The organism is Acinetobacter sp. YH12076, from assembly GCF_013419525.1.
Lineage (GTDB): Bacteria > Pseudomonadota > Gammaproteobacteria > Pseudomonadales > Moraxellaceae > Acinetobacter > Acinetobacter amyesii.
Window position 1 is genome coordinate 160,577 of sequence record NZ_VOZY01000007.1, and the last position, 13,891, is coordinate 174,467.

18 protein-coding genes are annotated in these 13,891 nt (G+C 39.4%); 6 read left to right on the forward strand and 12 right to left on the reverse strand.

What is annotated here, in order from left to right; all coding sequences use genetic code 11:
* Positions 1–148 precede the first annotated feature (148 nt).
* The 5 genes from FTU22_RS08920 to FTU22_RS08940 form a co-directional block, all read right to left on the reverse strand.
* Positions 149–751 (reverse strand): nitroreductase family protein, encoded by a 603-nt coding sequence (locus tag FTU22_RS08920; protein WP_180094050.1) that lies wholly within the window; start codon positions 749–751, stop codon positions 149–151.
* Positions 752–957: 206 nt separating this feature from the next.
* The gene (locus FTU22_RS08925) at positions 958–1,449 is read right to left on the reverse strand and encodes a hypothetical protein (protein ID WP_078193829.1); all 492 of its coding nucleotides are present in this window, start codon (positions 1,447–1,449) and stop codon (positions 958–960) included.
* Positions 1,450–1,810: 361 nt separating this feature from the next.
* The gene (gene fumC / locus FTU22_RS08930) at positions 1,811–3,205 is read right to left on the reverse strand and encodes a class II fumarate hydratase (RefSeq protein ID WP_078193830.1); all 1,395 of its coding nucleotides are present in this window, start codon (positions 3,203–3,205) and stop codon (positions 1,811–1,813) included.
* 199 nt (positions 3,206–3,404) lie between these two features.
* Positions 3,405–4,412 carry an SDR family NAD(P)-dependent oxidoreductase gene (locus FTU22_RS08935; RefSeq protein ID WP_180094052.1) on the reverse strand — a complete coding sequence of 336 codons (1,008 nt, stop codon included), beginning with the start codon at positions 4,410–4,412 and terminating at the stop codon, positions 3,405–3,407.
* Positions 4,413–4,929: 517 nt separating this feature from the next.
* A complete protein-coding gene (locus tag FTU22_RS08940) occupies positions 4,930–5,526 on the reverse strand; it encodes a phosphatase PAP2 family protein (RefSeq protein WP_078193832.1) in 597 nt (198 codons plus the stop codon).
* A 314-nt stretch (positions 5,527–5,840) separates the two neighbouring features.
* Between FTU22_RS08940 and tusD the strand changes: the two genes are divergently transcribed.
* The 4 genes from tusD to FTU22_RS08960 are packed head-to-tail and all read left to right on the forward strand — an operon-like array spanning position 5,841 to position 7,266.
* Positions 5,841–6,209 carry a sulfurtransferase complex subunit TusD gene (tusD, locus tag FTU22_RS08945; RefSeq protein ID WP_180078898.1) on the forward strand — a complete coding sequence of 123 codons (369 nt, stop codon included), beginning with the start codon at positions 5,841–5,843 and terminating at the stop codon, positions 6,207–6,209.
* Positions 6,210–6,254: 45 nt separating this feature from the next.
* The gene (locus FTU22_RS08950) at positions 6,255–6,605 is read left to right on the forward strand and encodes a hypothetical protein (protein ID WP_078193833.1); all 351 of its coding nucleotides are present in this window, start codon (positions 6,255–6,257) and stop codon (positions 6,603–6,605) included.
* A gap of 13 nt (positions 6,606–6,618) precedes the next feature.
* Positions 6,619–6,906 carry a DsrH/TusB family sulfur metabolism protein gene (locus tag FTU22_RS08955; RefSeq protein WP_180011417.1) on the forward strand — a complete coding sequence of 96 codons (288 nt, stop codon included), beginning with the start codon at positions 6,619–6,621 and terminating at the stop codon, positions 6,904–6,906.
* A gap of 48 nt (positions 6,907–6,954) precedes the next feature.
* Positions 6,955–7,266, forward strand: a complete 312-nt coding sequence (locus tag FTU22_RS08960) for a TusE/DsrC/DsvC family sulfur relay protein (RefSeq protein ID WP_111884335.1) — start codon at positions 6,955–6,957, stop codon at positions 7,264–7,266.
* A gap of 82 nt (positions 7,267–7,348) precedes the next feature.
* Here the strand turns inward: FTU22_RS08960 and FTU22_RS08965 are convergent, their stop codons facing one another.
* Both FTU22_RS08965 and FTU22_RS08970 read right to left on the reverse strand, forming a co-directional pair.
* On the reverse strand, positions 7,349–7,828 hold the full coding sequence (locus tag FTU22_RS08965) for a helix-turn-helix domain-containing protein (protein WP_078191046.1): 480 nt from the start codon (positions 7,826–7,828) through the stop codon (positions 7,349–7,351).
* 149 nt (positions 7,829–7,977) lie between these two features.
* Complete coding sequence (locus FTU22_RS08970) at positions 7,978–8,877, reverse strand: LysR family transcriptional regulator (RefSeq protein ID WP_078193835.1); 900 nt, start codon at positions 8,875–8,877, stop codon at positions 7,978–7,980.
* A gap of 97 nt (positions 8,878–8,974) precedes the next feature.
* Here FTU22_RS08970 and FTU22_RS08975 point away from each other — a divergent pair, with 97 nt between their 5' ends.
* Positions 8,975–9,427 carry a CidA/LrgA family protein gene (locus FTU22_RS08975; protein ID WP_111884333.1) on the forward strand — a complete coding sequence of 151 codons (453 nt, stop codon included), beginning with the start codon at positions 8,975–8,977 and terminating at the stop codon, positions 9,425–9,427.
* Positions 9,424–10,134 carry an LrgB family protein gene (locus FTU22_RS08980; protein ID WP_180026276.1) on the forward strand — a complete coding sequence of 237 codons (711 nt, stop codon included), beginning with the start codon at positions 9,424–9,426 and terminating at the stop codon, positions 10,132–10,134. The genes FTU22_RS08975 and FTU22_RS08980 overlap by 4 nt, the downstream gene beginning before the upstream one ends.
* 65 nt (positions 10,135–10,199) lie before the next feature.
* Here the strand turns inward: FTU22_RS08980 and FTU22_RS08985 are convergent, their stop codons facing one another.
* The 5 genes from FTU22_RS08985 to FTU22_RS09005 are packed head-to-tail and all read right to left on the reverse strand — an operon-like array spanning position 10,200 to position 13,808.
* Entirely contained in the window at positions 10,200–10,946 is a 747-nt protein-coding gene (locus tag FTU22_RS08985; protein WP_180094054.1) for an adenosylcobinamide-GDP ribazoletransferase, read from the reverse strand.
* Positions 10,943–11,566 (reverse strand): histidine phosphatase family protein, encoded by a 624-nt coding sequence (locus FTU22_RS08990; protein WP_180078904.1) that lies wholly within the window; start codon positions 11,564–11,566, stop codon positions 10,943–10,945. Before FTU22_RS08990 ends, FTU22_RS08985 begins: the two co-directional genes overlap by 4 nt.
* Positions 11,567–12,619 (reverse strand): nicotinate-nucleotide--dimethylbenzimidazole phosphoribosyltransferase, encoded by a 1,053-nt coding sequence (gene cobT / locus FTU22_RS08995; RefSeq protein WP_180094056.1) that lies wholly within the window; start codon positions 12,617–12,619, stop codon positions 11,567–11,569.
* Entirely contained in the window at positions 12,616–13,137 is a 522-nt protein-coding gene (cobU, locus tag FTU22_RS09000; RefSeq protein ID WP_180094058.1) for a bifunctional adenosylcobinamide kinase/adenosylcobinamide-phosphate guanylyltransferase, read from the reverse strand. The genes cobT and cobU overlap by 4 nt, the downstream gene beginning before the upstream one ends.
* Positions 13,134–13,808: a 2'-5' RNA ligase family protein gene (locus tag FTU22_RS09005; RefSeq protein WP_180094060.1), complete on the reverse strand. Its 675-nt coding sequence runs from the start codon at positions 13,806–13,808 to the stop codon at positions 13,134–13,136. Before FTU22_RS09005 ends, cobU begins: the two co-directional genes overlap by 4 nt.
* Positions 13,809–13,891: the final 83 nt, after the last annotated feature.

Consider the following 13,891-nt stretch of genomic DNA (forward strand, 5'->3'; position numbering starts at 1 on the left):
TTAGCTCAGTCCTCAATGGGCTAATCTGGACAAGGTTTTCAGGGAGGAAAATCTTGTCCAACCCTATCTATTTCAATAAGAACTGCCATAAAAAGAGGAACTTAGTTTTCGTTTCTTTTTTATCAAAATTGAGTGCTATACGTTGCAATTATTGAAAGACTTTAAAACGAGCTGCATCATCCATATAGCCTTTTTCTTTCGCTTCACCTTCCACTGAACCAAAAACCAATTGAGCACGAAGTTTCCAATGCGCAGGAATGTCCCATTCAGCATGCACTTGTTCATCCACAATTGGGTTGTAATGCTGTAGTGATGCACCTAAACCTTCGGTGTGCAACGCTGTCCAAGTCGCAAATTGGGCAATGGCAGTTGAGTGTTCTGCCCAAATCGGAAAGTTTTCTGCATAAGACGGAAATTGTGCTTGTAGACCACTGACCACATCCAAATCTTCAAAGAACAGAACCGTACCCAAACCTGCTGCAAAACTTGCCATTTTCGCAGTCGTCTTCGCAGCACTTGCTTCATCTTTTGCATATGATTTTAATTTGTCAGCGACTAAGCCCCAAAATTTTTCGCTTTCACCGTTAAATAAAATAACAGCACGAGAAGATTGTGAGTTAAATGAAGACGGGCTTTGTTTAATCGCTGATTGGATCAAATCAGTTAAATATTCTGTGCTTTGGCTTACATTGTCCCCAATAGCATAAATAGTGCGACGTTTGCTTATCAGGTCAATAAACTGATTTGACATATAAAATGGTCCTTTAGAATATAATGTGCAGATGAGTCAGAAACATTTGGAATGATAAGTATCGCGACTTTCCAAATGTTTTGAATGCTTTACTTGCTTGATGGGTCACTATGAAACAGTCACTTGTCGAAGTAAATCTGAAGTTCTGCTGTACATATAAAAAATCCTCCTAAGCGGAGGATTTTTCGACTAAAACCTTATGAAGTTTAGAATTTTGCTTCTAGCACATTCGCTGATACTTGGTTTTTCCAAAGCTCACGTAACGTCGGTAGATAGAATTTTTCACCTAACTCAACCAACTCTGCATCAATCAAACCATGAACTTCGTGCATGAATAGATAATCTAGTTCAACAGTTTGTAATTTTGACTGTGCTTTTTTATATTCTTTGCGCTTTTGCTGTGCTTTTTTTACCAAGTTATCTGCATAAGCACGGTCTTTATATTGCGCAATAGCATTCAAACGCAGTTCGATTACGCCCCAACCACTGAGTAGTAATTTGAATTTTTCAAAATCAGTAGTAGTAGATTCCCAGCTCATTTCTTCTAGATTTTCATTCTCAGGCAAAACTGGTAGCAAAAGCTCCATAACACTTGGGAAAATCTTTTTAAAATTCAAAACAAATTTAACAGGATGCTCGCCCGGATAGTCTTTAAATTGAACGTTCTTTTGGACATCTGTCAAATAGATGGTGAGCATTGGGGGAAATCCTTAAATAAAACACTGTCTTGCAAATATTTATTCAAACAAATGTCAAATAGCAACGAAAACAGAAAAAGAAAGGCATTTTAACAAGTGTGCCAATGAATTCAAAGCCCAATCCAATGAATTACTCGCTTCATCATCAGGCCTTTCTTCATTTTGTTCGTTCCTCTATTTTTAATAAATCGTCTGGTTTCTATACATACATTTCAAGATGAATATGAATCCAAAGAATCTGTGTTAAGCAATAACTAGTTGAAAAATAATTCAATCATTTATCCAATAAAAAGAGAGGCTGAATATGAATCAGCCCCTCTTTTTATTTTCAAACACTCTAGATGAATGATCTCAAAACTATTTATTTGGTATTGGGTGAAACCATTTGCTCAGGACGAACCACTTCATCAAATTGCTCTGCAGTGACTAAACCGAGTTCTACCGCAACTTGCTTTAGAGTTTTACCTTCTTTATATGCAGTTTTAGCAACTTTCGCAGCATTTTCATAACCAATTACAGGATTGAGTGCCGTAACTAACATTAATGAATCATGTAAGAAATGATCGATTTTTTCACGGTTTGGCTCAATGCCTACTGCACAGTGGTCATTAAAGCTATTACATGCATCACCGAGGAGTTGAATAGATTGCAATAAGTTAAAGGCAATAACCGGCATAAACACGTTTAATTCAAAGTTACCCGATGCCCCAGCAACATTAATGGTTGTGTCATTTCCAAGTACTTGAGCAACCACCATCGTCATAGCTTCACTTTGAGTTGGATTAACCTTACCTGGCATGATGCTTGAACCTGGTTCATTTTCTGGAATGCGTAGCTCACCAAAACCACAGCGTGGGCCACTGGCTAACCAGCGCACGTCATTGGCGATTTTATTTAAACTTACAGCAAGTGTTTTTAACGCCCCCGATGCAAATACAGCAGCATCACGTCCTGCAAGTGCTTCAAATTTGTTGGGTGCAGTGACAAATGGCAGACCCGTTTGTTTCGCAAGTTCTGCTGCTGCTTTTACAGCATATTCAGGATGTGCATTCAGACCTGTGCCGACCGCTGTTCCGCCTAGTGGTAATTCATACAGTCCTTCTAAAGCTTGATTTAAACGCTTCAAACCATGATCGAGCTGTGAAACATAGCCGCTAAACTCTTGGCCTAATGTTAAAGGCGTTGCATCCTGTAAATGTGTACGGCCAATTTTAACAATATCTTTAAAATCGTTAGATTTAGCTTCTAAGGTATTACGCAGTTTTGTTACTGCGGGAATTAAAAGCTCATTGATTTGTAGACTTGCAGCCACATGGATTGCAGTTGGGAAAGAATCGTTGGTCGATTGAGCACGATTGACATGATCATTTGGATGGACAGGTTTTTGTGAGCCCAACGGATTACCCAGTTTTTGATTGGCAATATTGGCAATTACCTCATTACAGTTCATGTTACTTTGCGTACCTGAACCCGTTTGCCAAACTACCAGTGGAAATTGTGCATCCCACTGCCCTGAGATCACTTCTTCGGCTGCATTGACGATATAACCAGAAAGTTCCTGAGGGATTTGACCCAATGCTGCGTTAGTAATCGCTGCTGATTTTTTAACGAGACCCATTGCACGAATCATTGGACGTGGTAAACGTTCACCACCAATTTTAAAGTTTTGCAAACTACGCTGTGTTTGTGCACCCCACATCGCATCGCTAGGTACTTCAACATCGCCCATTGTGTCATGTTCAATACGTGTTTGCATAAATGACCTCATATCCTTATCTATAAAACTTGAACGTCTATGCAGAATTAAACTCTGCTGATAAATACAGTTTAGGTAACTTGCCTAGACTTGTAAATAATAATCATTATCAATTATAAGTGGTTTATTTGATAATCTTTATCGTGATTTTATAAAGAAAATCATGCACAATGATTAAATTCACCCAATACAAGACGAGTTAATTACCTCTTAATGTTTGTTGATAGAAACGCCATTCATCTTCTAGCATTTTCTTTAAATCTTGTTCAGGCTGCCAACCAAAAGTACTTTTCGCTTTCTGTGTACTTGCCCCAAGCTGGTCATATTCATGGCTTGGGTAAAAACTAGATTCGACCGTCTTAATCTCGGCCTGTGTCACTTCTGAAAGCGTATCCAACAGTTGCTGTATCGAAACCAATTCACCTGAAATATTAAAGGCCTCACAGGCGAATTGCTGCTGCGACAACCATTGCAAACATTGCCACACCGCCTTACAGCAGTCGAGTACATGCAAGAAACTCCGTTCCACAGTACCATCTTCAGTTTTAGCTTGTTTGCGAAGTTCAATAAAGTCTCGTTGTAAAGCCCCGACTTGCATCGCAAGCGGCACGATATTTTTTGGCAATGGCGCAACAAACTCACCTAAAACTGCATGTTCGAAAGCACCTGCGACGTTTCCTAAACGCAAAATCGCAATTTTCCACTCATTATCAGTACGTGCGGTATCCCGTATAATTTCTTCCACCATTTGTTGAGATTTCACATAGGGATTTGGATAGGTAAAATTGATTTCTGTGTCTTCTGTTAATTCTGCCGACGACTGACCATATACCGCTAAACTTGATAAATGGATCAGTGTTCGTACACCTGTTCGCTGCATGGCACGCAGCAAACTCATGATACAACTGACATTATCATTATAATATTCAAGTGGTTTAAGGACGGATTCTTCCAATGACTTAAAGCCTGCCGTATGAATAACAGCATCGACGGTATATTGTTCAAATACTTTATTGAGTGCGGGAGTATTGCGAATATCGAGTTTGACAAAAGGCACATACATGCCTGAAATAAATTCTAGTCGTTCAAGTGTTTGTAAATTTGCATTGGATAAATTATCCACAATAATGACTTCTTGACCTTGAGCCATTAAACTCAAGGCTATATGTGAGCCTATAAAGCCTAAACCACCAGTCACTAAAATCATTGTTTAGATACTCCTTATAGTTATCAAGCTTTTACAAATCTTTGGCATCATCTTGGTGTCGTCACCAACTTATCTACAGATCTAAATTTTGAAACTTCGCCTCAGCATTTTTCATGAGCCGAATAATCTGCAAGAGCATTCTAGTTTTATCTTACTGCTTTAGAATTTTGACTGTGTTGCAGTTATGGATATTAACTGTATTTGATTTACGACAAATGACCTAGCTAGCTATCAATTTTGAAGACATCACAAGTTTTCGTGGCATTTGAGTTGAAGGGTTTTTGAAGAAGATATTTAATAATAGTTACATTGCGAAGCATGTTAGACAGCAACAAAATATTAGAAATGATCTTGATCGAATGAGCAAATAGAATTGAGCAGTCTGACTATTTTTGAGGTCGAGAAGCAGGATGTGAACGCCAGATGAATCATCATAAATATTCATCTGGCAAGATATTGGCAATGTAACTATAGCAGCAGCAAACTTTTGAAATCGCAAATATCTAAGGAACTTAATTTAGCGGATATAGCCTTTTTTAATCATGGCTGAGAATAGGAACTCGTAAACTTTTAAGATCATGCTCACCAAATAAGACCCATATTTTCGCCATAAAGACAGTCCAACAAAATTCAGCAAAACCGCAATGATCAGCGCTCCCGCCATATCCATTGGATAATGCACACCTAAATAGACTCTCGACCACGCCACAAGAAAAGCGAAAGCTAGAAATACATAGCCGACAGCTTTTTGCTTTGAAAAAATATAAGAAAATGCAATCGTACTAAAAAACAGCATGTGATCACTCGGGAATGATCCATTCGGTGAATGTTCTATAATCGTGCGTCCAACATCCAAGACAAATGGTCTAGGATAGTAAAAGAAACTTGAAATCACTTGGCTGATTAGAAATGCGACAATTGTAAAAACAGTGGCTTTAACGATTTGTTTTTTGGTGTCAAAACTGCCTTTAAACCAAGCCAAAAACATCAAAAGAATCACGATATAAAATAGATCATTGGCTATAAATATGGCAAAAGAAATAGTGAAATCTAAAGCATTGTCCGAAGCATTGATTGAATTAAATAAACTTAAATTAAATTTCTCTATATTCATGAGATGGTTTAAAAAATGAAAAGATCATAACACTCTGTAAAATCAAAAATTGCGTTTTATTCATATAAAGATTATTCAGTATGTAACCGCACAGTTTATTTATGAAAAAGTGATGGCTCGAGGCTGAATCCCAAATAAGCCAGAAGTTATACCAATCGTTCTATTTGAAGAAAAATTTGCAATGGCAGTGCTGCCTAAATAAGCAAAACTTTGCAAATGTTCAGATCATTGAGTAAATCATTGTATACTAGCTTTTTCTTCTGAACTCAGAACAAACTGTCGATCTAGACCGTTTATTCATTTAGTGAATTTCGATGAGTACTCTATTACTAATTACCTCCTCACCCACTTCGATATTGGCTTGGCATGCTTTGGGTCTTGCCCAAGCGCTGAAACAGAAAGGCGAAAACTTTCGGGTTTTTTTCTATCAAGATGCTGTAAATGTCGCAAATGCCCTGCAATGGGTGCCAGATGATCAACGCAAACTCAGTAGTGAATGGCAAAAACTCGGCATTCGTTTACCTGTTTGCGTAAGTGCAGCTCTCGCACGTGGGATCACAGATCAGGAAAATGCACAGCGTCACAATATTCAGCAACATAATCTAGCTGAGCAATTTGAACTTGTGGGCCTAGGCGAACTTGCCGATGCCGTACAAACTGCTGACCGTTTATTGCAATTCTAAAAATTTTTATTGCCGCGCATTTGTAGCATTGAAAAGGAAAATTACGTGAAATCTGTACTGGTTGTTTTAACCCATGCAAATCTTGCAAGCTTACAAGTACATGAAAGTCTTTCTGCGACCATGGTGCTTGCAACCTTCGGTTGTGACGTAAAAGTGTTGCTCAAAGATGCTGCGCTAAGCTTACTTCAAGCAGAACAAGAGTTTAGTCAACTCAAGCATGCGTTTAAACTCGCATCCAACATGGTTGATAGCTTTGAGTTTTATGATCTCACTCCGATTTATATTGAACAAAAAAATTCACAGCATCCATTTGTAATCAACAGTGAACAAGAACTTGAGTTTGTTCAATTCAATACTGAATTAATTCAACAATTTGATCATGTGCTGTATTGGTAAAAGAGGAATGATGATGTCAAATTCTACGCTGTATTTAGTCCAAGCCAGCTATGCCAATACCCTACAGCACATCCAGCAGTTAGCCAGTTTAATCAACCCTGAAGATGTGATCATCTTGATGGGTGAAGCAGTCTTACATATTGCAGATGAACAAATTCAGCAATTTGGCACATGTTATGTACTTGAAAATGATGCTGAGATTTTAGGTAAAATTATGAATTATAGTCATATGAAAGTAATCGACTATGCCGCTTTTGCTGATCTATGCCTGAGATTTAAAAGATGTATTTCACTCAAATAATTTGAGTAAAAGCGATCCATTTCTACAATCTTCTCTTTTGGAATGAATATGAATCTTGAATTAGACCAAGATGGCCATTTGGTGGATTACACTATTTGGAATGAAGCTGTTGCCCAAGAACTGGCTAAAAGTTTAGAGCTTGAGTTAAGCCCTTGGCATTTTGAAGTTTTACAAGCTGTACGACAGTTTTATCAACAGTTTGGTCACTCACCGGCAACTCGCCCACTCATTAAATTTTTAATGAAAACGGTGAGCGCTGATATTAATAATGCGGTGTTACAAGACAAATTTAACACGGGTTTGGTCGCTCGGCATTTAAGTCGTTTAGCGGGAATCCCTAAGCCTGCAAATTGTTTGTAATTTTAAAGCAATCTAAATACCGCTTAGGCTATTTTGGCTAAACAGATGCAAATTAACATCTTGAAGAAAGCCATAAAACAGCTTAGGCAGGTTTTAATTGGTTGAGAGCGATGTAATAGGCTTGGGTAAATATCGGTTTGACCTGTTTGGCTTGGATCGGTTCAGCACAACATGAGCACACCAAAACCGGTTTAAATTTTTGCCCACATGCCTGATGCACATATTCAACAGGTGATCCTAAGCCCTGATCCATATATTGATCAGCCCAATGGGTCATAGCTAGAAGGATGGGATACAAGTCTAAGCCTTTTTGCGTCAGTCGATATTCAAACCGTTCCTGACGCTCGACATAAGCAACTTTGGTTAAAATACCTTCTTCAACCAAACGCTTTAATCGGTCAGATAACACATGACGCGTCACACCGAGATTTTGTTGAAAGTCATCAAAACGTCGAATGCCCATAAATGCATTACGGATAATCAACATGGTCCAACGATCCCCTAGCACTGAAAGTGCACGAGCGATTGAACACGGTTGTTGACCTATATCATCCCATTTCATTTTATGAACCATCAAAAATAACGACCAACACCCAATTTAATTCATGCCTGTTGATTTTGCAAAATCCTTTTCAATAATCTTTGATATACAAATCATAAATCGACCTTCATTTCCAATCATTTATTTCATCGGATTGATCTGTAAATGAACTAAAAATGTATTTTGTCTTTATTGTCCTCAATTATTTCTAGCCATGCACGCGTTGCGGGACTCATGGCAACAGTGGTATTCCAGGCCATACTGAGTTTCCAGTCTAGGTTTGGATTTTCTAATTCAGCCATATGGTATTTTGCCGCATCAAGTTGTTCACAATAAATTTTAGGCAGGAGTGCAATCCCGACATTTGAATCTACCATTTTGGCGATGAAGTCCCACTGGCTACTTTTACACACTACATTGGGCTCAAATCCGACGTAATTTGCCGCCTGTATAATGATGTCATTGAGTGTGAAAGTATCGTCATACAATAAAAAAGATTCTTCTTTTAATTCAATTAACGAAACGGTTTTTCGCTTACGCCACTGTGAGTTTTTTTTGGACAATAGACACAAAGGTGACTCCATCACTGGAATACCGCTCAACACCGGTTTCAAGTGACCCAAAATGATCCCGACATCGACCTGTTTTTTTAAAATGGCATTTTCAATACCCGTCGCCCCTACCTCAAAAAAGCTCAGTTCAATATTGGGGTATTTTTTATGAAACAGCGCGATTAACTGACTAAACATCACCGATGCCAATGGCGGTAAACCTAGAGTCAATTTACCTTGTTTTAAGGCGCGAACTTGGGTGACAGTATCAAGCATCCGTTGTTGTTCATTCAAAATCACTAAAGCATGCTGATAAATCTGCTCTCCCATATAGGTGAGCTGTGCTTCCCTTTTTCGACCTGCTTCTCCTTTATGAAATAAAGGCACGCCGATCTCGTCTTCTAACTGACGAATTAATTTGCTAATGGTCGGCTGAGTGACAAAAAGCGCTTCTGCTGCATGACTGAAACTCTGTTTTTGCACGATGGTCACAAAGACTTTTAGGCTTTTAATGTCCATTATTATTCCATTTAAGCATAATTAATAATTAATTATTCATAATTATACAGGGTATGCACTTTTAAAATAGCGTCATCTCCTATTCTGCTGTTGTCTCATGGATACGTTTCCACAATCTACTTCCAAATTTACCCAGTTTCTTAAAACTTTAGCGCAGCTAAGTTTATTGATATTGATCTGGTGGATCGGCTCTTGCATTCAATCATGGTTTAACTTGCCGATCTCTGCTGGCGTGATTGGTTTATTGCTGCTATTAGCTGCATTGTTGAGTGGTTTATTTAAAATGCAGTGGGTCAAACAAGGCTCAGATTTTATTTTGGCTGAACTGGTTCTATTCTTTATCCCCTGTGTAGTTGGATTAATTAAATATCAAGATTTATTACTCAGCTCTGGCTGGCAGTTAATTTTAGCCGTGGTACTGGGTACCGTCTGTGTCATGGTGTTTACAGCATTTACGGTTTATTGGGGCTTTAAACTCGAGGCAAAACTTAAAGCGAAACACCAAACTGCGACAGATCATGATGTCAACACAGCAGGAAAAACCTTATGAACGATTTTGGGTTGAACAGCATCTCTGTATTGTTTTTCGTCCTGACCCTAATCGGTTATATTTTGGCGAAAAAGCTACATCGTAAGTTACCGTATATGGTTCTTTCCCCTGCACTATTCGTCCCGTTTGTGCTGATTATACTCATGCTTTGCTTTCATATTTCATATGACACCTATATGCAAGAAAGCCAATGGATTGTATGGATGCTCGGCCCTGCCACTGTGGCCTTTGCTATTCCCATCTATGAATATCGACAAATTATCCGTCAGCATGCGCTGAGCATTAGTTTGGGCATCGTGATTGGTATGTTAGCAGGGATTATTAGTGCTTTTTATTTGGCACAGTTGTTTCAGTTTGACCAAGAAACGTCTTATAGCTTAATGGCACGTTCCATTTCTACGCCCTTTGCCATGGAACTTACCTCGAATATTGGAGGTTCAGTAGAATTGGTGATTCTATTTACCATGATTACTGGGATTGCCGGCGTGGCTATGGCTGACCTAGTTTTGGCTGGGCTTAAATTGCATTCACGCTTTGCACAAGGTGCGGCTCTTGGCAATGCTGCACACGGATTTGGTACAAGTAAAGCATTATCACGTCATAAAGAAGAAGGTGTTGCAGCCTGCTTGAGCATGGTACTTGCTGGAGTATTTATGGTATTGCTTGGGCCATCGCTTATTCATTTAGTCATTTATCTGTTGGGATAAAATAAAAAGCCCAGTGCAGTCTCTGGGCTTTTAAAATGATGATTTAAACTGTTTCATCTGTAAAACTATACAGCTAAATAATGTATTGCTATGACAAACGCTAAAAGACTCGATACTTCTGTGATTTCAATCGCGGCACCAATTGTATCTCCTGTCACACCACCTATACGCTGAATAAATTTCCATCGTAAATACAATAAAGTACAAATAAATGTAAGAATACTGACCACTCCAAGCCAGCTAAAATACAAACATGCACTTAGGCAGAGTATAAAGACCATGTATGCCGACTTGCGTCGAATAGTTTCTGCTATCGATGAGCCTAAGCCTTTTTCACGGACATACTGAGTTGTTAAAAACAAAAATAAAGGGGCTAAACGACCCAACATTGGAAATACAATCAATGCCAAATACATTTGCTGTTGTAGCAAAACATAAAGTGCCGACCATTTGAGTAAGCAAATCACGACGAGGCTCAAAACACCGATCGGCCCACATGCAGGGTCTTTCATGATGTTAAGTGTACGCTCGGCATCACCAAAGCCACCGACCCACGCATCTGCCGTATCAGCTAAACCATCTAGATGTAATCCACCTGTGAGCCAAATCCAGACTACAAGCAAAATACTAGTGAGTAAGACGATCGGCAGGCTGTGAAATATAAAAGCAAGCAAGGCAAGAATGCCACCGATCAGCAATCCCACCGCTGGATAAAACAATAAAGACTGTCCATTTTGCTGTTTCGATGGCATCGCTTTAAGTTGAATAGGGAAAGTCGTGAGAAACTGTAGAGCAATCCAAAAAGGTGTCATTCACTTTGCTCCAAAAGACGAATATTTGCACGATTTTGCACAATGAATGAATTTAATTGTCCCAATTCAGCAGTCATTTTTAATAAATCATCTAAGTGACTTTGCTGTGCCATACATTTTAATAATTTAATCACACCACCATGGGAAACCAATAAAACGCGTTGCCAATGATGCTGTTGAGCCTGCAAGACTAGCTCATCTAGACCGCTTAATATCCGATGTTGAAATTGCTGAAGACTTTCTGCATTCGGTGGCGTAAATGTGCTGGGACTTTGCCAAAACTGTGCGAGTAACTCTGGAGTGTTTTCATAGATATGCTTGGTTGATACCGCTTCCCAGTCGCCAAAATGCATTTCTTGAAACTTCGCATTTTCAAACATTGGACATTTGAGTTGTTGAGACAAATCTAAAGCAAATAAACGGCAGCGCTGTAAGTCAGAAGTAATGATGACATCCCAGCTCGCTAAACCGTGTGTATGTATGACGTTCAATACATCATCTATGGTCTGCTGCATCTGCTGCCAACCTTTTTGCGTCAAAGCATCATCTGTAGAGCCACGTAAGGTATGGCTTAGTTCAGTCTCACCATGACGCAATATATCTAAACGGAAATGTTCCATTTAAACTTTTTCACCAATCACAGCAGCTTGTGCAAAAGTCGCCATGTTGTTATGTAAACGACATGCCAAACGAATTAAACCCAATGCCGCACCGGCACCGCTGCCTTCACCTAAACGTAAATTCAACTTTAAGAGTGGTTCAGCTTCAAGGGCTTGAAGTAAACGCTGGTGCCCATATTCAGCCGATTGATGACCAAAAAGCATCCATTCACGTACAGAAGGATTTAAACGAACAGCGACCAAGGCAGAAACCGTACTAATAAATCCATCCACGACCATTGCTAGCCCCAATTGCGCACAGCGAATGTATGCTCCAACCATCGCGGCAATTTCTAAGCCACCAACAGCACATAGGGCTTTAAAGACATCTTGGCCGACATAGTCGTGATGTAAAGCCAAGGCCTGATCAATCACGTGTTTCTTATGTGCCAATTGTTCAGCACGAATACCTGTACCAACACCTGTCAATTTTTCGGCCGGCTCATTAAATAAAAAACATGCAACAGCAGAAGCAGAACAGGTATTGCCAATGCCCATTTCCCCTGCGACATAAATTGACGCACCTGCAGCGATAGCATCTTCAACACTTTTACGGCCAAGATTCATCGCTTCAATACATTGTGATTCGCTCATCGCAACAGTTTTAGCAAAATTTGCTGTACCCGCTGCAATACAGTAGCGCTCTACCCCTGCATATTCATAAGCTTCACCTACCGAACCACAGTCAATCACTTGTAGTTTGGCTTGATACTCACGTGCAATGACACTAATACATGCACCACCGGTCGTGAAGTTTTGTAGCATTTGGCGTGTGACAGCTTGTGGGTAGGCCGAAATATTTTCTTCCATCACACCATGATCACCTGCAAAGATGGTAATCCATGGGAAATCGATATTGGGTTGATCTGTGTTTTGTAATGATGCAAGTTGCACCGCAACATTTTCAAGTTCTGAAAGTGAGCCCGTAGGTTTAGTTAACTGTAACTGGTGATTTACCGCCCGTTGCTTAGCTTCGATACTCGGATTTTGACAGGGTTCTTGCCACCAGTTCATGCTTTATCTCCTTTTAAGATCATTGGAAAACCTGCAACACAAAACACCACATGGTCAGCGATTTGACCAATTTGTTGATGTAAGCGCCCAGATTCATCGACGAATTTTCGACTGATTTGTCCCATGGGAACAACGCCTAGTCCAGTTTCGTTACTGACTAAAATAATGTCTGACTTTAATGTTGGCAGCACCGTAAGTAATTTTTGGCATTGATGCTGTTGAAAGTCTGCTTGTTCATGCAGCAATAAATTACTCATCCACAGCGTTAAACAATCGATAAGAATGGTTTGATGCGCTTGGTCTATTTCAAATAAGCGGTCGGCTAAATACAAAGGTTCTTCAATCAGGCCCCAATGCTCAGGACGGTCGGCTTGATGATGCTGAATTCGCTCCTGCATTTCCCCATCATATGCTTGTGCTGTAGCCACATAGATGACGGCTTGAGCACTTTCTTTGGCTTTTTGTTCTGCAAGTCGGCTCTTACCTGAACGTGCCCCACCCAAAATAAAATGAATCATGACTGTGTCATCTCTATATTTTGTCTGAACTGATGTTGATAATAAGGACTTAATGCCCCTTGTTGTACTTGAGCCTGATAATGACCAAAAGTCAGCTGCTCACTTTCAAAATCAAAGCTGTGCTGTTCAATTTGTTGGATTCTTTCAAAAATATCATCGCTATACCATGCCTGTTTATACAAGCCCAATGTGATATGCGGACAATATTCGATTGGTGCAATTTCATTCGAACTTAAATTCAAAGCTTGACGTAAATGCTCTAACTTACGCTCTACATCCACAATTTCAATAAACAACGCGCTTTGAAAGCTATTGATCTGACCTGTACGTAACCGAATATTAGATAGTGATAACTGTCGAAGTTGTTGTTGGTGCAGTGCCAATTCATCTGCTGAGAAATTATCATTCCATCGTTGTTCAACATGATCGATTAATTGGGTTTTATTTAACTCTTCAAAAAAGCCACAAATAAACACAGTGATATGAAATTGGCGCGTATTCGGTGTGTATAAAAGATCTGAAAACTGCGCTCGAAGTGCTGTGAGATACGCCAATAATTCAGGATCCTGTATTTCTATATACCACAAAGCATAGTGCTGACGACCTTGATGCCAATCGGGATAATCCTGATTGAGCGTCGGTACGACTTGCATTGAGGGTTTTAAAAACACAGATAAATCACTTTAAATTCAATCTGCTTTATTAAAGCATGAATCAAAACAGACTTTGCCCAATTTTGATTTAGTAATATTCA

What these genes read in the sequence shown, in the direction of transcription:
- FTU22_RS08970 (WP_078193835.1), bottom strand. Translation starts at nt 8,877, where the DNA reads ATGGACATTAAAAGCCTAAAAGTCTTTGTGACCATCGTGCAAAAACAG.
- tusD (WP_180078898.1), top strand. Translation starts at nt 5,841, where the DNA reads ATGAGTACTCTATTACTAATTACCTCCTCACCCACTTCGATATTGGCT.
- fumC (WP_078193830.1), bottom strand. Translation starts at nt 3,205, where the DNA reads ATGCAAACACGTATTGAACATGACACAATGGGCGATGTTGAAGTACCT.
- FTU22_RS08985 (WP_180094054.1), bottom strand. Translation starts at nt 10,946, where the DNA reads ATGACACCTTTTTGGATTGCTCTACAGTTTCTCACGACTTTCCCTATT.
- FTU22_RS08940 (WP_078193832.1), bottom strand. Translation starts at nt 5,526, where the DNA reads ATGAATATAGAGAAATTTAATTTAAGTTTATTTAATTCAATCAATGCT.
- FTU22_RS08925 (WP_078193829.1), bottom strand. Translation starts at nt 1,449, where the DNA reads ATGCTCACCATCTATTTGACAGATGTCCAAAAGAACGTTCAATTTAAA.
- FTU22_RS08980 (WP_180026276.1), top strand. Translation starts at nt 9,424, where the DNA reads ATGAACGATTTTGGGTTGAACAGCATCTCTGTATTGTTTTTCGTCCTG.
- cobT (WP_180094056.1), bottom strand. Translation starts at nt 12,619, where the DNA reads ATGAACTGGTGGCAAGAACCCTGTCAAAATCCGAGTATCGAAGCTAAG.
- cobU (WP_180094058.1), bottom strand. Translation starts at nt 13,137, where the DNA reads ATGATTCATTTTATTTTGGGTGGGGCACGTTCAGGTAAGAGCCGACTT.
- FTU22_RS08920 (WP_180094050.1), bottom strand. Translation starts at nt 751, where the DNA reads ATGTCAAATCAGTTTATTGACCTGATAAGCAAACGTCGCACTATTTAT.
- FTU22_RS08965 (WP_078191046.1), bottom strand. Translation starts at nt 7,828, where the DNA reads ATGAAATGGGATGATATAGGTCAACAACCGTGTTCAATCGCTCGTGCA.
- FTU22_RS08935 (WP_180094052.1), bottom strand. Translation starts at nt 4,412, where the DNA reads ATGATTTTAGTGACTGGTGGTTTAGGCTTTATAGGCTCACATATAGCC.
- FTU22_RS08990 (WP_180078904.1), bottom strand. Translation starts at nt 11,566, where the DNA reads ATGGAACATTTCCGTTTAGATATATTGCGTCATGGTGAGACTGAACTA.
- FTU22_RS08975 (WP_111884333.1), top strand. Translation starts at nt 8,975, where the DNA reads ATGGATACGTTTCCACAATCTACTTCCAAATTTACCCAGTTTCTTAAA.
- FTU22_RS08960 (WP_111884335.1), top strand. Translation starts at nt 6,955, where the DNA reads ATGAATCTTGAATTAGACCAAGATGGCCATTTGGTGGATTACACTATT.
- FTU22_RS08955 (WP_180011417.1), top strand. Translation starts at nt 6,619, where the DNA reads ATGTCAAATTCTACGCTGTATTTAGTCCAAGCCAGCTATGCCAATACC.